The organism is Chryseobacterium sp. KLBC 52 (assembly GCF_003347605.1).
Taxonomy (GTDB): domain Bacteria; phylum Bacteroidota; class Bacteroidia; order Flavobacteriales; family Weeksellaceae; genus Chryseobacterium.
The window spans coordinates 122,098-142,979 of record NZ_QDFZ01000014.1 but is presented as its reverse complement, the minus strand read 5'-3'; the positions used below and the strand labels follow the sequence as shown (position 1 = coordinate 142,979).

The 20,882-nt window shown below is 35.2% G+C and carries 25 protein-coding genes and 1 tRNA gene; 17 read left to right on the top strand and 9 right to left on the bottom strand.

Features of this window, described 5'->3' with window-relative positions:
• Positions 1-133: 133 nt before the first annotated feature.
• A complete protein-coding gene (locus tag DDF69_RS15790; protein ID WP_162800948.1) occupies positions 134-1,150 on the bottom strand; it encodes a hypothetical protein in 1,017 nt (338 codons plus the stop codon).
• 31 nt (positions 1,151-1,181) lie between these two features.
• Positions 1,182-2,036: a hypothetical protein gene (locus DDF69_RS15785; protein WP_114821611.1), complete on the bottom strand. Its 855-nt coding sequence runs from the start codon at positions 2,034-2,036 to the stop codon at positions 1,182-1,184.
• Positions 2,037-2,105: 69 nt separating this feature from the next.
• On the opposite strand from DDF69_RS15785, the gene DDF69_RS15780 reads away from it, so the two are divergent.
• The 9 genes from DDF69_RS15780 (at position 2,106) to DDF69_RS15740 (ending at position 8,018) form a co-directional block, all read left to right on the top strand.
• Entirely contained in the window at positions 2,106-2,624 is a 519-nt protein-coding gene (locus tag DDF69_RS15780; protein ID WP_114821610.1) for a Crp/Fnr family transcriptional regulator, read from the top strand.
• A 53-nt stretch (positions 2,625-2,677) separates the two neighbouring features.
• Complete coding sequence (locus tag DDF69_RS15775) at positions 2,678-3,223, top strand: DinB family protein (RefSeq protein ID WP_114821609.1); 546 nt, start codon at positions 2,678-2,680, stop codon at positions 3,221-3,223.
• Between the two features lie 46 nt (positions 3,224-3,269).
• Entirely contained in the window at positions 3,270-3,776 is a 507-nt protein-coding gene (locus DDF69_RS15770; protein ID WP_228412015.1) for a methylated-DNA--[protein]-cysteine S-methyltransferase, read from the top strand.
• A gap of 92 nt (positions 3,777-3,868) precedes the next feature.
• Positions 3,869-4,636 carry an isocitrate lyase/phosphoenolpyruvate mutase family protein gene (locus DDF69_RS15765; RefSeq protein WP_114821608.1) on the top strand — a complete coding sequence of 256 codons (768 nt, stop codon included), beginning with the start codon at positions 3,869-3,871 and terminating at the stop codon, positions 4,634-4,636.
• A complete protein-coding gene (locus DDF69_RS22445; RefSeq protein WP_114821607.1) occupies positions 4,633-5,679 on the top strand; it encodes a bifunctional transcriptional activator/DNA repair enzyme AdaA in 1,047 nt (348 codons plus the stop codon). Before DDF69_RS15765 ends, DDF69_RS22445 begins: the two co-directional genes overlap by 4 nt.
• 211 nt (positions 5,680-5,890) lie before the next feature.
• Entirely contained in the window at positions 5,891-6,493 is a 603-nt protein-coding gene (locus tag DDF69_RS15755; RefSeq protein WP_114821606.1) for a DUF2911 domain-containing protein, read from the top strand.
• 3 nt (positions 6,494-6,496) lie between these two features.
• Positions 6,497-7,024 carry a GNAT family N-acetyltransferase gene (locus DDF69_RS15750; RefSeq protein ID WP_114821605.1) on the top strand — a complete coding sequence of 176 codons (528 nt, stop codon included), beginning with the start codon at positions 6,497-6,499 and terminating at the stop codon, positions 7,022-7,024.
• The gene (locus tag DDF69_RS15745) at positions 7,021-7,392 is read left to right on the top strand and encodes a cupin domain-containing protein (protein WP_002980258.1); all 372 of its coding nucleotides are present in this window, start codon (positions 7,021-7,023) and stop codon (positions 7,390-7,392) included. The genes DDF69_RS15750 and DDF69_RS15745 overlap by 4 nt, the downstream gene beginning before the upstream one ends.
• 245 nt (positions 7,393-7,637) lie before the next feature.
• A complete protein-coding gene (locus DDF69_RS15740) occupies positions 7,638-8,018 on the top strand; it encodes a PEGA domain-containing protein (RefSeq protein WP_114821604.1) in 381 nt (126 codons plus the stop codon).
• A gap of 64 nt (positions 8,019-8,082) precedes the next feature.
• Here DDF69_RS15740 and DDF69_RS15735 read toward each other — a convergent pair whose 3' ends face one another.
• Both DDF69_RS15735 and DDF69_RS15730 read right to left on the bottom strand, forming a co-directional pair.
• Entirely contained in the window at positions 8,083-8,826 is a 744-nt protein-coding gene (locus tag DDF69_RS15735; protein ID WP_114821603.1) for a dienelactone hydrolase family protein, read from the bottom strand.
• A gap of 196 nt (positions 8,827-9,022) precedes the next feature.
• Positions 9,023-9,454: a type I restriction enzyme HsdR N-terminal domain-containing protein gene (locus DDF69_RS15730; RefSeq protein WP_114821602.1), complete on the bottom strand. Its 432-nt coding sequence runs from the start codon at positions 9,452-9,454 to the stop codon at positions 9,023-9,025.
• Positions 9,455-9,461: 7 nt separating this feature from the next.
• On the opposite strand from DDF69_RS15730, the gene holA reads away from it, so the two are divergent.
• The 3 genes from holA (at position 9,462) to DDF69_RS15715 (ending at position 13,360) form a co-directional block, all read left to right on the top strand.
• The gene (holA, locus tag DDF69_RS15725; RefSeq protein WP_114821601.1) at positions 9,462-10,499 is read left to right on the top strand and encodes a DNA polymerase III subunit delta; all 1,038 of its coding nucleotides are present in this window, start codon (positions 9,462-9,464) and stop codon (positions 10,497-10,499) included.
• Positions 10,500-10,817: 318 nt separating this feature from the next.
• The gene (trxB, locus tag DDF69_RS15720; protein ID WP_114821600.1) at positions 10,818-11,762 is read left to right on the top strand and encodes a thioredoxin-disulfide reductase; all 945 of its coding nucleotides are present in this window, start codon (positions 10,818-10,820) and stop codon (positions 11,760-11,762) included.
• Between the two features lie 1,220 nt (positions 11,763-12,982).
• Positions 12,983-13,360, top strand: coding sequence for a VOC family protein (locus tag DDF69_RS15715; RefSeq protein ID WP_114821599.1), 378 nt, complete (start codon positions 12,983-12,985; stop codon positions 13,358-13,360).
• A 224-nt stretch (positions 13,361-13,584) separates the two neighbouring features.
• Here the strand turns inward: DDF69_RS15715 and DDF69_RS15710 are convergent, their stop codons facing one another.
• Complete coding sequence (locus DDF69_RS15710) at positions 13,585-14,436, bottom strand: hypothetical protein (RefSeq protein ID WP_114821598.1); 852 nt, start codon at positions 14,434-14,436, stop codon at positions 13,585-13,587.
• Positions 14,437-14,618: 182 nt separating this feature from the next.
• Here DDF69_RS15710 and DDF69_RS15705 point away from each other — a divergent pair, with 182 nt between their 5' ends.
• Entirely contained in the window at positions 14,619-14,831 is a 213-nt protein-coding gene (locus tag DDF69_RS15705; RefSeq protein ID WP_114821597.1) for a glyceraldehyde-3-phosphate dehydrogenase, read from the top strand.
• A gap of 69 nt (positions 14,832-14,900) precedes the next feature.
• Here the strand turns inward: DDF69_RS15705 and DDF69_RS15700 are convergent, their stop codons facing one another.
• Positions 14,901-15,281, bottom strand: a complete 381-nt coding sequence (locus tag DDF69_RS15700) for a helix-turn-helix domain-containing protein (RefSeq protein ID WP_114821596.1) — start codon at positions 15,279-15,281, stop codon at positions 14,901-14,903.
• 277 nt (positions 15,282-15,558) lie between these two features.
• On the opposite strand from DDF69_RS15700, the gene DDF69_RS15695 reads away from it, so the two are divergent.
• The 3 genes from DDF69_RS15695 (at position 15,559) to DDF69_RS15685 (ending at position 16,993) form a co-directional block, all read left to right on the top strand.
• A tRNA-Ser gene (locus DDF69_RS15695) sits at positions 15,559-15,643 on the top strand.
• Positions 15,644-15,959: 316 nt separating this feature from the next.
• A complete protein-coding gene (locus DDF69_RS15690; RefSeq protein WP_114821595.1) occupies positions 15,960-16,139 on the top strand; it encodes a bacteriocin-like protein in 180 nt (59 codons plus the stop codon).
• Positions 16,133-16,993 carry a GLPGLI family protein gene (locus DDF69_RS15685; RefSeq protein WP_114821594.1) on the top strand — a complete coding sequence of 287 codons (861 nt, stop codon included), beginning with the start codon at positions 16,133-16,135 and terminating at the stop codon, positions 16,991-16,993. Before DDF69_RS15690 ends, DDF69_RS15685 begins: the two co-directional genes overlap by 7 nt.
• A 306-nt stretch (positions 16,994-17,299) precedes the next feature.
• Here DDF69_RS15685 and DDF69_RS15680 read toward each other — a convergent pair whose 3' ends face one another.
• Together DDF69_RS15680 and DDF69_RS15675 are read right to left on the bottom strand one after the other, a co-directional pair.
• Positions 17,300-18,280 (bottom strand): sterol desaturase family protein, encoded by a 981-nt coding sequence (locus DDF69_RS15680; protein ID WP_114821593.1) that lies wholly within the window; start codon positions 18,278-18,280, stop codon positions 17,300-17,302.
• An 11-nt stretch (positions 18,281-18,291) separates the two neighbouring features.
• Positions 18,292-18,942: a lysoplasmalogenase gene (locus DDF69_RS15675; RefSeq protein ID WP_114821592.1), complete on the bottom strand. Its 651-nt coding sequence runs from the start codon at positions 18,940-18,942 to the stop codon at positions 18,292-18,294.
• Between the two features lie 491 nt (positions 18,943-19,433).
• On the opposite strand from DDF69_RS15675, the gene DDF69_RS15670 reads away from it, so the two are divergent.
• Positions 19,434-19,886, top strand: a complete 453-nt coding sequence (locus DDF69_RS15670; protein ID WP_114821630.1) for an Hsp20/alpha crystallin family protein — start codon at positions 19,434-19,436, stop codon at positions 19,884-19,886.
• Between the two features lie 142 nt (positions 19,887-20,028).
• Here the strand turns inward: DDF69_RS15670 and DDF69_RS15665 are convergent, their stop codons facing one another.
• Positions 20,029-20,817: a PhzF family phenazine biosynthesis protein gene (locus tag DDF69_RS15665; RefSeq protein ID WP_114821591.1), complete on the bottom strand. Its 789-nt coding sequence runs from the start codon at positions 20,815-20,817 to the stop codon at positions 20,029-20,031.
• Between the last annotated feature and the right edge of the window lie 65 nt (positions 20,818-20,882).

Sequence of the window (20,882 nt, the reverse complement as noted above, 5' to 3'; positions counted from 1 at the left end):
TAGATGGTAAGAGTATAGATTCCTACTGAATGGACAAACTACACGTTTTATTTATCCAAAGAATTTGACATTCCTATAGAAGCCTAAACCGATTCTTTTAGAAGCTTTTTTACCATTTCGCATTTTCGCCCTATTAATGTCTGTTATCACAATTAATCGGGAAATCCTTCTCCTTTTGATCTAAAAAACTAATGGAAGGACAACCAAAAGACTGCGCCATGAATCCAAAAATAACAGGAGGCTTTCCTTTGAAAAGGTGACCTGTATATTGGAAAACATTGGCTTCATCGGCATCTATACCATACAGAGGAAGAAATTCTCCACCATCACTTCCTGCAAGGCTGAAGGTCTTTTCCGCAATTTTTTCCTTACGATCATTGATGACCGCAAGCTTACGTTCAACAATATTTCCCTCTTCAAGGTAATCCTGAAGATAATAGGTCAGATTTTCATATTGTGACTGATACGTTTTTCCCAGAGCCAGTTTTGAGTGAGAAAAGTATTTTTTTGAAATATCTGTACCCGCTTTTTGCCATTTCAATGCTTTCATTTTATGGTCTACAAACGGATTTTTATTTCCAAAATAAGCGATAGCATTAGTATAACGGTCGTATTCTGTTGTTTTTTGATGAGTAGCCACCTGGAATCCCATCATATAAGAATCCGGGTCTAAATCCTGATCATCGGAATAAGGACTTAAGTAGGCCACAGCTTTTAATTGGCTGACAGGCATTCTTTGAAGTTGGTTCGAGCCATACTCATAGATGTAGAGAGAATCATTTTCAGTAAGGTGAATCCCATCCAGCAATTTTTTTCTGCTGGGTGCATCCAGTTCAAAATGCTGACGTTCCTCATAAGTCATCTGCTTCTGATTTTTCATAATAGCTGCAGGAATTGGTTGTTCCCCCTTATAAATATCTGAGACAGAAATGAAAATATCCATATCAGAATCTTTTTCCGCGGATGAAATAACAGACAGACTGAATATATTAAAGTTGGTATAATCTATTTTCTCTTCAGTTTTTACTGTTTTTAGAGTATCATTCGTAATTTTTGTTTCCGTGGCAACAGTTTTCTTTTCTTCTTTCTGACAGCTCACAACAAACAGTTGAAAACAGAAAAGGAATGCAGCAGTTTTGATCTTCATCATCTTTCTTGACATTAAAGTGTGTATAATAAGTTTAATTCATTTTGTAATAAGGTTCCGAAAAATATTTGCTGGGTTTGATGTAAGCCATTTTCCTTTCCGCATCAAAGATCCAGATAAATCTTCGGAGCATATCGGCACCGAGATAACTTACATTTTGTGTTTTCAGTTCACCTGAGAAATATCCTACGGAAACATCTTTAAACACGCTGTTTCCCAACTTGAAATAGGGTAGAACAGCTTGTTTGGTCGTTAAAGTTTTACCTTCAGAATTCTTTAGTGTTTTTTCTCCTGTTACCTTCAGTTTTTTCTCCAGATGTTTTTCTTCAGCAAACTCATTGCTATAAAGAATAGCTCCGGAAAATCCGGATTGTAAAACAAAATAGGCTTCCTGCTGCTGATCACCTTCAAGAATATTATCTGCGGCAAGGTAAAACCCTTCATGATCGAGAATGATGTTGATGGGTTGATAGCCTTTCAGATCCGGCATTTTGTCGTACATCACAAACTGGTTGTTGTCGTAATCAATTTTAAAGGCTTTCCCTTCAAAAATTCCGGTTCCGATTTTTCCGTCTGCTTCATGACCTGCTAACTGCTTGTCAAAAAAACGAACATTTTTCTGAGTAATTTTCCCGATTTGTACAGTATTGTCGTCGCTGAGTTCTTCTTTGTTGAAAATAATATGATTTGCTTTCTGTTTGCCATCAGGGGAAATAGCATAATCTTTCATCGCAATCTGGAACATCAGATCCAGTGAATCTTTTTTGTTGACAAGGGTTTTAACAATAATATTATTGTGCCTGGTAATCCGGAAAGGGATGGTTTCCTGTGCTTTCATACCATAAGATCCGGCAGAAAGCAGTATAAAAAGTACTGTTTTTTTGAGCATTATCAGTGATTAGTGTTTTAAAACTTTAAAATTACCTATTATCTTTGGAAAAGCAAATAATAAAATGAAATGGTTGAAAAATTGCTTCAAAGCGGAATCCATTGGGAAAAGAAAGCATTCAGACGGAATGAGTTCCTGAAGATTTCAGGCAGTACAGATACCTCGATTTATTGTATTGAAAACGGAAGTGTCCGGATTTTTATGATGGATGAAAATGAAGAAAGGATCATTCGTTTCGGATACACAGGAAATATTATTGTCAGCCTGGATTCTTTTTTATCGGGAAAACCTTCGGATCTTTATATTCAGGCGATTAAGAAAACAACGGTAAAAGTAGCTTCAAAAAAGGATTTCTATGCTTTCGTACAATCGGATGAAGAACATATGAAATTCTGGATGAATGTCCTTGAAGATCTCGTATTGCAGCAGCTTGAAAGAGAAAAAGATCTGCTCATCAATGCTCCCGGAGAACGTTTTGAAAGGGTTTTAAAACGAAGTCCGAAACTATTTCAGGAAGTTCCCAATAAATACATTGCCAATTATCTGAGAATGTCACCGGAAACTTTATCCAGACTTAAAAAATCTTGAGTTCAGTCAAGATTTAAGAACAACCAGATCAGCATATTTGCATAAAAAACGTAATGAAAATTTCAACCTCAGAATTGCTGGATGAGTTAAAAAACAGGACAAAGCAGCATTTACAGTTTGCTGAAATGTTGTCTTTAAAGACGGAACATGATCTGAATTTCAGAACTTCCGCAGACAGTTGGAGTACCTTGGAATGTCTGGAGCATCTCAACCGCTATGGAGATTTTTATATTCCCGAAATAAGCCGTACTATTTCTTCTGCCGGAAAACCTTCTCAACTCTATTTTAAGCCTGGAATTCTCGGGAATTATTTTGCTAAAAGTATGCTTCCCAAAGAGAAACTGAATACAATGAAAACGCTTAAAGCCATGAATCCTATACACAGCAATCTGGATAAAAGAGTAGTGGATACATTCATAAAACAGCAGGAGAAAATGCTTGAATTACTGGAAGAGGCTCAATATATTGACTTAGAAAAGACAAAAACAGGCATAAGCATTTCAAAACTAATCAAAATGAGGTTGGGAGACACCTTTCGTTTTGTTATTTATCATAATGCAAGACATGTTGAGCAGATAAAAAGAATTTTAACGGATTAAAAAACAAGTTATGATTTCCAAAAAGCTTAATTTTAAGCTAATGGAAATGATACACCAAAAAAACATATCAACCCCGCTGGGAGAAATGATTGCCTGCGCTGTAGATCAGGGAATCTGTCTGCTGGAATTTACAGACAGGAAAAACATTGAAAAGCAGCTGAAGGCGTTGGCAAAGATTTTGAAAGCAGAAATTGTAGAAAAAGAACATTCTCATTTCAAACAGCTGGAAGAAGAACTGAAAGAATATTTTGAAGGAAAAAGAAGCCGTTTTGAAGTTCCGTTGTTGACTACAGGAACTGAGTTTCAGGAAAAAGTATGGAAGCTTCTCCGTGACATTCCGATGGGAGAAATCAGAACCTACAAACAACAGTCAGAAATACTCGGAAACCCCAAGGCGATACGTGCAGTGGGAACGGCCAACGGCATCAATAAAATTGCTATTTTAATTCCCTGCCATCGTGTGATAGGTTCTAATGGTGAATTGGTAGGTTACGCTGGAGGGATCTGGAGAAAACAAAAGCTGCTGGAGCTTGAAAAAGCGATTCTATTTTAAAACCAAAATTTACATTCGGAAAATAAAAAATAGGTGTTCATTTTTCGGTTGTGGAACATGTGGTAATCTTTCTACTTTTGAATAAAAAAATTATGATTAGTTTTAAACAATTACATCATGGTGAAGAACCTTTACTTTTAGGTAATGTATGGAATGTAGAAAGCGCAAAGGCATACGAAAAGCTGGGCTATAAAGCATTAGCGACCTCAAGTTCGGCAGTCGCACTGAGTTTGGGATATGAAGATGGAGAACAGATGACCTTTGAAGAATATTTTTATATCATCAAGAGGATCAGAGCTTCCGTTTCAATTCCTCTGTCGGTCGATCTGGAATCCGGATATGGTCTTGAAAATGATACGGTTGTTTCCAATATTATGAAACTTATAGAAATTGGAGTATCAGGAATTAATATTGAAGATACCAACGTTATTGACGGGACACGAAAACTGGTAAACAGAGATGTTTTCTATGAAAAATTAAAAGATATTTTCATCAAATTAGGAGAAAACAGAGATAAGGTATTTATCAATGTACGCACAGATCCTTTTTTATTGAATATTGAAAATGCGCTGGAAGAAACTTTAGAAAGAATTAAACTGTTTGAAAAACTTAAAGCCGATGGCGTTTTCATTCCGGGCATGACTTCTGAAAACGACATCAGAACGATCACAGAAGCTACTTTTCTTCCCGTGAATGTTATGGCTCTTCCTGATTTACCCGATTTTGATACGCTTAAAGCATTAGGTGTAAAAAGAGTTACTTCAGGTGCTTTTATGTACAGACATATTTATAGAGAGCTTGAGAAAGCAAGTCAGAAAATTACAAACGTAAGAAGTTTTTCACCTCTTTTTATCTCATGATGGAACTTACTGAAAAAATCATGTACGAGGCATCTTATATCAAAGATGTTTCATTTGAAGGGATATTCTGGATGGGCGTAAAAACCACAGGAATATTCTGCAGACCGACCTGTACGGCCAGGAAACCGAAATTTGAAAATGTAGAATTTTTTTCTACTACCAAAGATGCGATGCTCAAAGGGTATCGTCCTTGTAAAGTCTGTAGACCTTTGGAAAATCTCAATGCTACACCTCCGTATATCCAAGATTTATTGAAAGAAATTGCCGACGATCCCACATTAAAGCTAAAAGATTATGATCTTGTAAAAAGAGGTCTGGAACCCGCTACCGTACGCAGATGGTTTCTGAAACATCATGGGATTACGTTTCATGCTTTCCAGAGAATGTCAAAGCTCAATACAGCATTTAAAAAACTTCAACAGGGAGAATCCGTTACAGAGGTAGCATTTGATACAGGATATGAAAGTCTGAGCGGTTTTAATGAGAGTTTTAAAAATATTTTTGGTGTATCACCTAAGAATAATTCCATGGAAAAGATCATTGATCTGAAGAGAATAGAAACCATGCTGGGAACGATGATAGCCTGTGCTGATGAACATGGAATCTGCCTTCTTGAATTTTCCGACAGGAAAGCGCTTCCGACAGAATTAAAAAGTGTTGCGGAATATTTTAAAGCCAATATTATACAAGGAGAAAATCCTCATTTTGTTACGCTGGAAAAAGAATTGAAAGAGTATTTTGAAGGAAAAAGAACCGTATTTACAGTTCCTCTTTCCCCTGTAGGAACAGTTTTCCAAAAAGAAGTATGGACTATTCTTCAGGAAATTCCTTATGGTGCAACAAGAAGCTATCAGGAGCAGGCTGATATTCTGGGAAATCCTAAATCTGTAAGAGCAGTAGCCAATGCCAATGGTCTGAATAAGATATCCATTATAATCCCTTGTCATCGCGTAATTGGCAGCAACGGACAATTAACAGGCTATGGAGGAGGAGTCTGGAGAAAGCAAAAATTGCTGGAATTGGAAAAGGCTATATTATTTTAGAAAATAATTTATACTTATCCTGTTTTTCAATACAGCTTAGAAAAGGGAAAACGATTAAGAAAAATAAAATTTTTAATAGTTAATCATTTACTTTTAAAAGGGATTTGGTAAAAAAATACCTTCATAGAAAAATATCGGTAAAACAAAATTTAACGAAGTTTGGGAAAGCTATTTCGTTTTGATTTTTGTAATTTTAAGCAAAAATTTACACGTGAAAAAGTTAATAATAGCAGTTTGCATTTCAGTTTCAGCATTCAGTTTTGCACAGGATTATTCTGTACCGGCAGCAAGTCCGCGTCAGAAGGTTGAGCAGCAGTTTTCTATGTCCAAAATCTCTATCGACTATGGAAGACCGGGAGTAAAAGGACGCAAGATTTTTGGAGAATTGGTTCCTTATGGCCAGGTTTGGAGAGCGGGAGCGAACTCTTCTACGAAAATTACTTTCGGACAGGCCGTTAACTTCGGCGGGAAAACAGTACCTGCAGGAACATACGGATTATTCATCATTCCTACAGAAAAAGAATGGAAAGTAATCCTGAATAAAGATTTCCAACAGTGGGGAGCTTATACTTACGATCCAAAACAGGATGTAGTAGATGTTACGGTACCGGTTAATAAACTGACAGACAAACAGGAATGGTTTGAAATCACTTTAAATCCTACTGATGAAAATACAGGGAACCTGGTGATCAAATGGGATATGGCTCAGGCAGAAGTTCCGTTGAAGCCATCAAAACTAGACACTGTCATCAAGATTTCTGATAAGCTGAAAGAAATCAAAAAAATAGAATCAGATTCTACTAAAAAGAGCTAATTAATGAATTTTTCTGTTCAGCCTATTTTAGAGAATGAAGAATTTCAATTGATCCACTTAGAGCAAGGGGATTTTGAATCTTTATATGAAGTAGCTTCCGATCCTAAAGTGTGGGAACAACACCCCAACAAAGATCGTTACAAGAGAGAAGTTTTTGAAAACTTTTTCACAGGAGCTATGGAGAGTAAAGGTGCTTTCAAAATTATGGAGAAAGCAACCGGAGATGTATTGGGAAGCAGCCGTTATTATGATTTTGATGAAGAGGATAATCATATTTTCATCGGGTATACTTTCTATGGAACAAAATCATGGGGAAAAGGCATTAATCCTAAGGTGAAAAAGCTGATGCTGGATTATATCTTCCAGTTTGTAGACAAAGTTCATTTCCACATTGGAAAAGAGAATTTCCGTTCGCAGACAGCTTTGGAAAGATTGGGAGGACAAAAGATTGCTGAAGAAGAAGTGGCTTATTTTGCAGAACCTACAAGAACCAATTTCGTGTATGAAATTAAAAAAGAAGATTGGGTATGAAAAAATACAAAATCCAGCAGTCACCATTTATCGTTCCTACTACAGACGGAAAACTGATCGAAGAACACTGGGGAAATTCTACAGGGAATTCTAATGTTTCCATTGCTCACATGGTAGCCCCTCCGGATTGGAGTGAGCCCCACCAGACTCCTGAATTTGATGAATTTACTTATATCATTTCAGGGAAAAAGCAATTTGAAATAGATGGCGAAATTGTTACATTGGAAAAAGGACAAAGTATCCTTATTGAAAAAGGAGCGAGAATCCGTTACAGCAATCCGTTTTCTGAACCTTGTGAATATCTTGCCATCTGTCTTCCTGCATTTTCTATGGAACTGGTGCACAGAGAAGAGGAAGGAGTAGACTAAGAAGTAATTAAAAAATAGATGAAAAAGCAAATCTGAAAATAGTGGATTTGCTTTTTTTATATAATTACTTCATCATGAAAAAATAAACATAGATTGCTGCATTCTTTGAAATTGATTTTCAATGTGTTTTTATTGATAATGCCCGTCAATACTAGGTTTTGCCATAGTTTTTTCTTTTTCATGATTGATAGTTTTAATTTATTTTGTAAGTTCGCGGACTTAAAAAAATGAACTAATTAAAATCTATGAAAAACAAATTATCGATTGTATTCATGCTGACAATCGCGCTTTCTACCACTTCATGCGCAACCATTTTTACAGGAACTCAGGATTCAATTGCTTTTTCTTCAAGCCCTGAAGGAGCAAAAGTGTTTCACAAAGGAATAGAAAAGTGTACAACCCCTTGTACCCCTAAAATCCCAAGAGCTCTAGGGAAGCAGATGGTTACATTTGAAAAAGAAGGATTTGAGAAGCAGGAAATAAAGCTGACAAAAACTTTTAATGCCGTTACTCTACTGAATATTATTCTGGGAGGAGCAATAGGAGTAGGAATTGATGCAGCAACAGGTTCTCTTACCAAATATTCTCCAAAGAAATATGATGTTGAGCTTCAGGCTAAACCATAATTAAGCAACACTATAAAAGTAAAAAGGCAAATTCAATGGTTCACGAATTTGCCTTTTTTATTGTTTATTTCAAAATTTCTTTCAGGAACAGCAGCGTATGATTCCATGCTCTTTTAGCCATTGTCGGATTGTAATCCGGAGATTTCGGATCTGTGAATGTATGTTTAGAATGAGCATAGGTGATGATCTGCCAGTCGGCATTTCCTTCATTCATTTCTTTGATGAGGTTATTGTAATCCTCAGGAGTTACACTTTTATCATCTGCCGGATTTTCAACAAGAATTTTAGCCGTCAAAGTTTCATTTTTTCTGCTCTGATCTCTGCCCAGACTTCCATGGATGGAAACCACACCTGCTACAGGAAGATGTCCTCTTGCAGATTCCAATGCTCCTGTACCTCCGAAACAGTACCCGATCACTGCTACTTTATCAGAAATCGCTCCGTTTTTCTTCAGTTGTTCCAAAGCCAGTGAGATTCTTTTCTGGTATTCCTGATAATTCTGTTTATAATATCCTGAGGTCTTTGCTGCAGATTCATTATCGGTCGGAATTTTTCCTTCACCATAAATGTCAGCAATAAAAGCGATATAGCCTTGCTTTTCAAGCTCAACAGCCGCTGTTTTTGCCTCTTCGTCAATCCCTTTCCAGGCTGGAAGAATCAATACTCCGGGAAGTTTTTTCCCTGCATTGGAAGTGATGAGACCATTAAGTTTCTGTGAACCGTCCTGGTAGGAAACAGGTTTAAGTTTCTGACTGAAAAGGGTTCCTGAAGCCATAATCATTGCAGTTAATAAGATGGAACGTATCATATTTTGTAATTTATTTTAATATAAACTACACTAATCCTTTTCACAAATACAACAAATAACAATTGTGTAATTCATGTAAAAATTTGTGATATTAGTGTTGAGAAGAAATCTTATCTAAATTAATAAAAATAAGTCAGAAAGAATATTAATAGAATATTATTTAATCTTTTTCAGAAATCATTTGGTATTGTAAGCCTTACTCAGGTCTGTAAAACTGATACTGTCCGTCTTCATAATAAGCATTGATATGCTGAAGCCCATTCGTCAGAATAATTTCCCTGGCTCCGATAATGGAATTGTATCGGGCAGTCTGCTCAAATGTTTTTTCCGTTAATTTGATCTGCGGAGCTTTACATTCAATCAGAATTACGGGTTCGGTTTTTTCAGTAACCAGAAGGTCAATTCTTTTGGTAAGGCCATTCAGAATAATCTTTTTTTCGGTAATGAGAGCCGATGTGGAGTAGGATTTTACAGTAAGATAATAATGTACCCAGTGTTGTCTGACCCATTCCTCAGGAGTGAGCAGAAGATAAGTTTTGCGAACCAAATCATAAATAAAAAACTTATCTTTGTCTTTCTTGAATTTAAAATCAAAAGTTTCCTGAAAATTCAGTTTTGGAAGTTCCATTAATAAGATGAAAGAATTAGATTTAATCCTCAAAAATATTAAAAATAAAGAAGTTTTACCTATTTATTTTTTCCACGGAGAAGAAGCTTACTTCATTGATGTTGCTGTAAAAGCCCTTGAACATAACTTTTTGGAAGAAGATGAAAAAGCTTTTAACCAAACGGTTACCTACGGAAAAGATACTTCTTATCAGGAAGTTCTTTCTCTGGCAAGACAGTTTCCGATGATGGGAGATAAGCAGGTAATTATTGTGAAAGAAGCTCAGGATTTACGATTCAATGAAGAGGAAAACAGAATTCTGGAATCTTACGTAGATAATCCTGTTCCTTCTACAGTTTTGGTTTTTGCTCACAAGCACAAAAAGCTGGATAGCAGAAAAAAAGCCGCCAAAGCCTTAGATAAAGCCAAAGCCCTTTTCCTGAGTGAATCTGTAAAGGAAAGCAACTTACCGAAATGGATTTCGGATGAATGTGCAAAGCTGAAAATCAATACAGCTCCTAATATTTCTCATCTTCTGGCAGAATATCTTGGAAATGACCTTTCAAGAATTTCCAACGAGCTGAACAAACTGAAGATGATCCTTAAAGAAGGAGAAATCCTTGACGGAACCATCGTTGAAAACCACATCGGAATCAGTAAAGAATATAATATTTTTGAGCTTCAGAAGGCTTTGGGAACTAAAAATGCCAATGCAGCTTTTAAGATTGCTCATTTTATGGGTAAAAACCCGAAGAATAATCCTTTTGTCATGATGCTGGCAAGCCTTTACAATTATTTTTCAAACGTTATTATTTACCAAACCATGGCAGGACAGTCTCCACAGACCATTGCTTCACAAATGGGAGTAAATCCTTATTTTATCAAAGACTATGCAGAAAGTGCAAGACTTTATCCTTTGAAACATGCCACAAGAGTGATTTCCATTCTCCGTGAATTCGATATGAAAGGTAAAGGGCTCGGAGCAGTAAATATGGGGGAAGCGGAGCTGATCAGAGAACTGGTGTATAAGATCATTAATGTAGATAAGATTAAGATGAAGGTGTGAGGCGAGTTGCGAGATGCGAGGTAACGAGTTGCGGGATACGTGTTGCGTGATGCGTGTCGCGAGATAGTGAGATTCGGGATATGATGGATAAAGGACATTAAAAAAGTTTTAAATTTCCTGCCAATCTAAATTCCGTAACACAATAACCCGCACCCCGAATCTCGGATCCCGAACCCCGGAAGTCACCCACAACAGCTACCATCGAAATTCAACATATCAGATATTGACAAGTATCATTAAAATAACTTTAAAGAGAAATTAAAATTTCCGAAATTAGCAGTCTTAATTCAAATTAAATCTTTTCGAACAAAGCAAATTATGGAGCAAAACATTTTAGATTGTGTGATCGTTGGATCTGGGCCTTCTGGTTTCACAGCTGCTATCTACGCAGCAAGAGCAGACTTAAAACCTGAATTGTATACAGGTTTGGAGCCGGGCGGACAATTAACAACCACTACAGAAGTTGACAACTTCCCAGGGTATCCAGCCGGGATTACAGGTCCTGAAATGATGATGGATCTGCAAAAACAGGCAGAAAGATTTGATACCAAAGTTCATTACGAAATGATCACTAAAGCTGAATTCTCTAAGGAAGCAGGCGGTGTTCATAAATTATATGCAGGAAACAAAGAGATCCTTGCCAAAACAGTAATCATCTCTACAGGAGCTACAGCAAAATATTTAGGTCTTGATGATGAGAAAAAATATGCCGGAGGTGGAGTTTCTGCTTGTGCTACATGTGACGGATTCTTCTACAGAGGAAAAGATGTTGTAGTAGTAGGAGCGGGAGATACAGCAGCTGAAGAAGCTACTTACCTAGCAAAGCTTTGTAAAAAAGTAACGCTGTTGGTAAGAAAAGATGTATTCAGAGCATCGAAAGCAATGGTTCACAGAGTAGAAAGTACTCCGAATATCGAAGTGAAATTCCATCATGAATTAATCGGGATTGAAGGAGAAAACAGCCTTGTAGAAAGAGCTGTAATCATCAATAACCAGACTCAGGAGAAATCTACAGTAGATGTTGAAGGAATCTTTATTGCCATCGGTCACAAACCGAATACAGATATCTTCGTAGGTCAGGTAGATCTTGATGAGAACGGATATATTTTGACTGAAAAAGGTTCTTCAAGAACGAATCTTCCAGGGGTATTTGCTGCCGGAGATGTTCAGGATCATATCTACAGACAGGCTATTACAGCTGCAGGAAGCGGATGTATGGCTGCAATGGATGCAGAAAAATATTTAGCTGAATTACACGGATAGTTTTCAGTATATACAATACAAAGCGTGCCCGGTAGGTGCGCTTTTTTTATTGGAAAACACAAAGGAGAAGATATCGTCAAATTATTCTAAACCATTAAGGAACTTGAAGCTTTGAAGGAAAGTTAAGGAAACATCCAAGATGTTTTAGAAAGTGTTGCGCTTCAACTTAATATTCTTAATTATTTAATTCATCTTAATGGTTTAATATGTATACAATGTTCTCGCAGATCATGCAGATTGCGCAGATTTATTTCATAATAATTGATCTGCTTTATCTGCAAAATCAGCGTGAGACTTAAAAATTTGCATTTATCAATTTTATCAGAGATAAAATCTTTGCGCCCTAAAGCAGTGTGTTTTTATATTCTTAGCGTCCTTGCGTTTCCCAACAATAATTTATCCTAAACTTTTAAATATCAGCTCAAGGAATAGAGTTTTTGAACTTATTTTAAACCATTAAGGAACTTGCAGTTGTGAAGGAAAGTTAACGAGACATCAAATATTTTTCGAAAGATTATTAAAACTCTCGCAGATCATGCAGATTACGCAGATTTTTTTCATAATAATTGATATGCTTTATCTGCAAAATCAGCGTGAGAGTTAAAAATGTGCAGTTACCAATTTTATCGGAGATAAAATCTTTGCGCCTTAAAGCAGTATGTTTTTATATTCTTAGCGTCCTTGCGTTTCCCAACAATAATTTATCCCAAGCTTTTAAATATTTGTTGAAGGAATAGAGTTTTTGAAATTATTTTAAACGATTAAGGAACTTGAAGCTGTGAAGGAAAGTTAAGAAAACATCCAAGATGTTTTAGAAAGTGTTGCGCTTCATCTTAAATATTCTTAATTATTTAATTCATCTTAATGGTTAATATTATACAATGTTCAGAAGATTCTCAGCAAATATGGCTTAGGTTACAATGTTCTCGAGGATCATGCAGATTGCGCAGATTTATTTCATAATAATTGATCTGCTTTATCTGCAAAATCAGCGTGAGACTTAAAATGTGCAGTTATAAATTTTATCGGAGATAAACTCCTTGTCCCTAAAACAGTGTGTTTTTTAGTATTCTTAGAGGTTTCGCGTTTTTTCAAAAACCTTTAAAAAATTTAAAAAAAATCAGTCAACAACTCGCTAAAACATTGATATATTTGTGAAATTGCAAAGCGTATTGTATTTGCGTGTAAGAAACTATCAACTGAATAAAAACAAATAAAAAATGAAAAGAGTAACCGCGATTGGAGGAATCTTCTTCAAGTGTAAAGACCCGGAACAAGTCAATGAATGGTATAAAACTCATCTTGGATTACCAACGAGCCCATACGGCGCCAAATTCGACTGGAAAGATGAAGAATCTGATAAGAAAGGATATACGCTGTGGAGTCCTTTTAAAGATTCTACCCAGTATTTTGAGCCTTCTGCCAAAGAATTTATGATCAATTATCATGTAGAAAATATCGAAGCATTGGTGGAAGAGTTAAAGAAAGAAGGCGTAACAGTGCTGGATGAAATTGCAACGTATGAGTATGGAAAGTTTGTACACATCCTGGATCCCGAAGGAAACAAAATTGAATTGTTCGAACCGGCAGGAGAGTAGCTGTTATTTTTTCAGAAAACTTCTGAAAACCCGTATTACCAACTATATAACAACTGAAGACGTAATGATTCCCATCCTCCGGAGGGGTGGCGAAAATTCAAAGAATTTTTGACGGGGTGGTTTTCTCAGCACACTTTTCCACATTGTCATTCTGACGAAGGAAGAATCTCAAATTTGAGTAGGATTCTTCGTCAGAATGACAGTTTACTGTACCGATGTAGTTTTTAATCCAAAATATAGATCTTTTTCTCTTTAAGATTGAATCCCAATTTTTTACCCAGCCAGTTGATGCTGGTTTTGCCTTCATAAATAAGACCTTCTACAAAAAATACAGCCGGTTTTTCTACGGTGGCAAAGGGGGTAGAAATAGAGCCAATATCACTTTTGTAAAACTTAGTGGTTATATCGGGATTAAATTCGCTTTTCTTTTCAACTACATTCAGGCCTTCTTTTTTGATATCCATTGTTTTCATCAGGCTTTCATTCAGCCAGAAAGAATCTTTGCCCGCTCCGGAATCCAGAAGAATATTGATTCTGTATTTGTTGTTCAAGAGAACATAGGTGGTAATATCCAGAGACTGATCTGCATTTGTAGACAGCTGAATATCCATCACTTTCTTACCGTTAAGTTTTTCTTTAGGAAAGATCAGTTCTTTCGTGGTATAATCGATGATGAATTCTGTATCATAGAGCATGGGCAGGGAAATCAAACCGTCAATTCCTTTGATTTCCATATCATGAGTGGAATACCAGATATCTTTAAATTTTTTACCGTTAAAAATAATCTCTTTTGATTTGAACAAAGGAATCGTCATCTTTTCTCCAGTTGCCCGGAAAGCGGTAAGGTAATTATAGGTTTCTTTCGTGTCCAGGTTTTTGGAAAAATTTCCCAGAAAAAGATTGATTCCACCTCCGGTATCAAAAATAAAATTTCCCTTTCTGCCATCCACTTCAGCACTCACTACAAGATGGCCGGAAGGAAGAACAGATATAGGTGTTTTTTGGGCAAAAGCCATAGAGGAGAAGGCTAATGAGGCGGCAATAACCGCGTTTTTAATAAAGGATGGAGTAATCATCTGAAATAGTATTATTAGTTTTTATGGGTGCAAATATACTCTATTATACCTTTTATATAAAGGGCTTCTGGTATTTATAACGTCTGAGGAACGTTTTGTAGTCATATTAATTCATATCTTTTCCCGAAACATCTTTATCCTTAAAGTAAAATGCCTACATTTAGCCCTTAATCAAAAACAAAATGGAAACAAAAATCATAAAGGTTACACACGTTACCGGAACCTATATCATTGAAATTCCCAATGGAGCGCTTAATGACATGAAAACCCAATTGGACAAATGCCTCAACGATGAACAGGGCGCTATTGTAGTAAAGGGAGAAGATGGAGATCAGTTTGTATATCCGTCTGATTTTTTAAAAAACAGTTTTATTTCCATTGTTGATCGGGAATAAGGAGTTTTTCAAAAGTATAAAATAAAAACGGCTTTCAATAGAAGCCGTTTTGTTCTTATATAAAAGTGATTATCCTTTTTTCAGTTTTTCATTTTCTTCTTTTAAAGCCTTAATCTGCTCTTTCAGAAGATTAATGTATTCCTGTTGGTTTTCTAATAAATATTCTGGAATATTGCAATACTGATTATAGTTACCAGATTGGTTACTGGTATTAGAACTACTATCGTTAAATGTAAGATTCTGTATAACAGTTGCTGTTTTCTCCTCTCTGATATCTTCTACAGAAACATCTAAAACTTTAGCCAGTTTCTCCCATTCGTCATCAAATATTTTGACATCTCCATTTTCTTTTCTGCTGTAGTTGGAGACATCGGTGGCAAGAAGATCAGCAATCTGCTGCTGAGTATAACCTTTCTGCTTTCTTAAAGTTCGTAGTTTTTCCATTGTCATAAGATACCTGTGTTTTTACAAATGTAGTGAAAAATATGTGTGTTTGTAAATAGAGCTGTAAGTTTTGTTATACAAATGCCTTTCTATAATGGGATTTCTCAAAATATAAATGTTTTAGATTTTTATATTGAAGCTTTTGCGAAAGAGCGAAAAATAATTCCCCTGATTCCTAGTCTATTATTAAGTTTTGTTAAAATTTGTGAGGGAAAAGTTTTGCAGAAATTAAAAATCGTTCTATATTTGCACCACTGAAAACAACGGTATAGCCGGAGTTTATGGAGAGTTGGCAGAGTGGTCGATTGCGGCAGTCTTGAAAACTGTTGACTGTAACAGGTCCGGGGGTTCGAATCCCTCACTCTCCGCTTAGGGAGACGTTTATTATTAACGTCTCCTTTTTTTGTGTCCTAAATTGCTTGATTTCCGGTCGGCTAAGGGAGAGGCTTGTTGTTCGTAGGTAGTTAAACTACATATAAAAAACTGGTTCAGGTATTGAAATGGGTGTTCACATTCTGAATAAAACCAAAATTCTATCAATCATTTAAATCACATATTTGTAAATCGTAACAATGCACAAGTTGGTATAAGTTGTTTATTAACAAATACTTAACATAATAAAATTTTTCTCTTTAGAATGATTTATATTGTTATATTCGCTATCGAATTTAAAATATTACAAAAATGAAAAAATTAAAAAAATTATCTCGAAATGATCTTAAAAAAGTAACAGGAGGAACTTGTAGTCAATGGGTTGGTGTTACTGCACCTTGTGGAGCTTCTTATTCCTTATGCACGGATAATTATAGTAACTGGGCAGAATTACAAGAAGCAGCAGAATACTTTAATGATGTGAAATGCTAATAAAAATCGGAATAATTAACAATAACCGTAATTTCTTACGGTTATTTTTTTTGGTGATTGGATTCTTTTCAAATGCTCAAATTACTGTAACAGGTAATTTCTCTATGAAACCTGATTCGTATGAAGAAAAAATTATAGACAGTAGTTATCAAAATATTTATTACAAATTAGAATTTTTAAAAGACCCTAAAAAAAAGAAGTTAGAAACAATATGCTTACTTCAAATAGGAAAGAATTTTTCAAGGTTTTCAGATTTTAATTCTTTACGAAAGGATTCTTTAATGTTAAGTTTTAGTCATTTAGAAAAACTAGGAGCTAAGGAATTAAACCAAACACTTAATTTACCTGATAAATGGAAAAATGTTTTAGTTAAGGATTTTTCAATGAATAAAGTTATCGTACAGGATAGAGCAAATGTAACTTATCAATACGAAGAGAACCAGCCAGTAATAGAATGGAAGCTCGAAAATGAGACAAAAGATATATTAGGTTACTTGTGTAAGAAAGCCACAACTAAATATAGAGGTAGAAAATACACAGCTTGGTATTCTAAAGAAATCCCAATTAATAATGGACCGTACGTTTTTCAAAATTTACCTGGTCTAATTTTAGAAATTGAGGATAGTAAAAGTAATTTCCATTTTACTGTAATAGCAATGGATAAAAAAACTAATAGAATCTATCTGAGGAACGAAAAAAGAATATTAACAGTAACAAGAGAACAATTTAGAAAAGTATTACAAAACTACAATGATAATCCTGGCTTTTTTCATGGTAAAGCCTACAATGAAGATGGTAGTCAGATATCTGTTAAATCAGACCCACTACCATATAATCCTATTGAATTAGAGTAATGAAAATTTATTTTCTTAACACTTTTTTTAACCAGGAAAGCTTTGTACATAAATTCAATTATATTTTAAGCATTTTAAAGTTGCTAAAAAAGTGTCTGGAACTTAATTTGCTATTTGTTTTCAGTAATCAATTATTTAAAGCGCTATATGGTGACTTTATTTTATTACGAAGTATTTCAAGATAAAAATTCCCTCCAAATTGTTGAGGGAATTACTTTGTCTAACAAGTCGTAGAAGGTTGATGTCTGTTTCTGAATTGATAAAGAGTTTTTATCAGTAATTTACACTTTTCATGCAAGACAACCATCAATTCATCTTTTCTTTTAATTCCCGCTTCAAAGTAGAAATCCGCTCATCTTTATCATGATGATGCCAGCCCGGAGCATTGAATATATACCCCAGTTTCGCTTTCCATGTCGGTGCATTTCGGACATCCTTTATCATATTTCCAAACTCATCAAAGACGATATGAAAGACATTATAAGTATTAATGTTATGATAGATTCCGTAATCTGTCGTTTTCTTTTCTTCCGCTTTGTATGTGCCGAAAAGATGATCCCAAATCATCAAAATGCCCCCATAGTTATTATCTAAATCCTCAACTTTTCGGGAATGATGCACCCGATGGTTGGATGGAGAATTGAATACTTTGTCGAACCACCCTAATTTTCCAATAGCATTGGTATGCGGCCAAAACTGAAAAATCAGGTTAAATTGATGCATCATAGCAATCATAATAGGATGAAAACCAATAATGATAAAAGGGATATACCAAATGTCCCGATATATGATTTCAAACCATCCCTGACGCAATGCAATAGCAAAACTCAAATGAGTAGCCGAATGATGATTGACATGACCTGTCCAAAATAATCTGATTTTATGACTCAATCGATGATGCCAGTAAAAGCCAAAATCCTGAACAATCATAACCAATAACCAAAGCCACCAGTGATCTGCATGCCATTGTAAAGTGAAGAATTTATTAAAATCTTTGATCCCGAAAATATCGGTAAGTCTAAAATGATTGTAAATCCAAAAAAAGTAGGATAATGAAATAGCTTTCATCCCAAAGTCTAACATTACTGCCCCTATCCCCAATCCGATACTCGATACATTATCTTTGATGAGTCTTTTTGTGAATACTTTTTGAGGAATCTGATACAAAAATATTTCCCCTACTATCAACAAGATAAACACAGGAATAAAATAAGTAACAGGATCAGTAAAATCCAATGGACAGAACAGGCCAATACTATGAAAAAAATGGTTATCTTTTCTTTTCATAAGGCTTGATTTTATCGGATAATTCTGTTCTTTTTTTCAATACCAACCACTCCCAACACCAGCATCAATTGGGCTAAAACATAAGTAATCATCACAATAAGTTCTTTCCCGACACTATGCTGTACGAAAATATTAATGGCCAATACAGAATCTGATATTACAAACAAAACAGCTCCCAGGATTAATACTAAAGAATAAGTTCTGATACTGAAATACAGCATCGTAGCAATGGTAATTCCGTAAATCACCACGGGTATCTTCATTTCGTTTAAATAAGGATATATAGAGTAAATAAATGAGCCTAAATATAGAAAAACAAAGGGAAGCCAACTCCATGCATTTTTCTTTTTAATCTTAAAAAAATAAATGATGTAACAAATATGAGCCAACAAAAAGCTGCCCAAACCGGGCATAAATCCCCATCCAAATAACAAAAACACATCACCCAAAAAGCTCAAAATTAATCCAGACAAAAACCATTGGTTGATCCGAAATACATTTTGTTTAGAATAAGTAAAATACAACCAGATAATAATAGGTAACAACAGTGGCTTGGTAAAAAACCGCCAGGAACTATGATCCCTAGCTATAAATACTAAATCAAATGCAAAAACAATCGCAAGAAGGACTAATAACAATTTGATATTGACAGATTTTATCATGGTACAATTTTATTGCAATCTTTTAATTATCTTTTTTCTTGTTACAATACGGATATATCTCAGGTTTGCATCAAGTTATTCTATACGTGATACTTAGCTCGGATTGTTAAATTACAAATAAAATTAAGATAAAATACTTTTGAAATATAAAAATACAATGCACCACACTTTAGTTTATTTTATATTGTAGAAATAGACTATTATTAGAAATATTATTTAAGCTAATACAGTTTAATCACATCTTTTCCAAAGTAATTTTCGAATTTTTTGGAAAATTCTTTATCCTTGAACTTTTAGGATGTATGATAACTATTAAAAATATTGAATATTCTAAGAATCAAGGCTTTGTGTCATAAATACTGAAAAAATGACAGAAGATCGGAAAAAATTTCACTCGTACTCAAATGGTATTTTTTTTGCAAATTTTTATGTACAGCTGGCCAGCTGACGTGTTTTTTAATGATTGTTAAACTTAATTAAAAATGATTACAATGAATAATCTAATAAGAAAAAACGGAAACAGCAATTTGGGCTTTTCAAATGTCTTTGATGATTTTTTTGGTCGTGAACTTTTTAACTGGGGCAATAACAATTACTCATCTACCAGTACAACCGTACCATCGGTCAATATAAAGGAGAATGGAGAGGCTTATGAAGTTCAGGTTGCAGCACCAGGTATGGATAAAAATGATTTTCAGATCAGGCTGGATGGTAACCTGCTTACCATTTCATCAACGAAGGAAGATCGTAAAGAGTCAAAAGATGACAATTTCACACGAAGAGAATTCAGTTATCAATCCTTCCAGAGAAGTTTTGAGCTTCCGAAAGATGTTGTGGATCAGGATAGCATTAATGCAAAATATGAAAATGGCCTTTTAATGTTAACCATTCCCAAAAAAGAAGAGGCGAAGCAGAAACCACCCAGAATGATTGAAATATCATAGAAATAATTACAAAATTGGCTACCGAAAGAGTAGCCAGTTTTTTTTATAATTTTTGAAAGTGCAGATCAACTTAAATCCTTTAACCGAATAATTCTAGGATTGTAATTCCAGCATATCTGGTGAATGTCATTATGCAGAAAATCTATTCTATCCAAAAATGCCCTGCAGAATACGTTTGGGCTTTCCCCGCTACAATTACCCTTTCATTTTTGTTCTCACAATAGAGTTCTCCGCCTCTTTCAGAGATCTGGCGGGCAAAAAGCTGATCTTTTCCTAATCTTGATGACCAGAAGGGAATCAGTGAGCAGTGTGCAGAGCCGGTTACCGGATCTTCAAGAATAGAGGACTGCGGGGTAAAGTATCTTGATACAAAATCACAATCAGTGCCTGTTGCGGTCACGATAACACCACCCGGATCCAGGTTGATAAGATCAAAAACAGATCTTTCAATGCAGATCTTTTTTACATCCTCTTCAGAATCATATACCAACACATAATCTCTTGCTTTAAAGACTTCCTTAGGCTGAATATTGAGTGATCTGGATATGATATCCGGAAGAGTAGAGGTTTCGGGCATCCTTGATGGAAAATCCATATAGTACATCCCATCTTTAACATCTACCGTCAGTTCACCGCTTTTTGTTTCAAAAATGATTCTATCACTCTGATAATGTAAGATGGAAACAAGACAATGAGCGGTAGCAAGGGTAGCATGTCCGCATAAATCCATCTCTATTTCCGGGGTAAACCATCTCAGATGAACACGATCTCCATTGTCAATAAAGAAAGCGGTTTCTGCTACGGCATTTTCACGGGCTATTTTTAAAAGGATTTCATCGGGTAACCAATTTTTTAATGGAACAACACCAGCCGGATTTCCATGGAAAACAGATTCTGTAAAAGCATCTATCTGATATAATTCTAACTTCATAGGTTGTAAAAATTTTGTGAAATATAAAGATAATTCATTTTCATCAGGAACTTCTCCGGTATTGC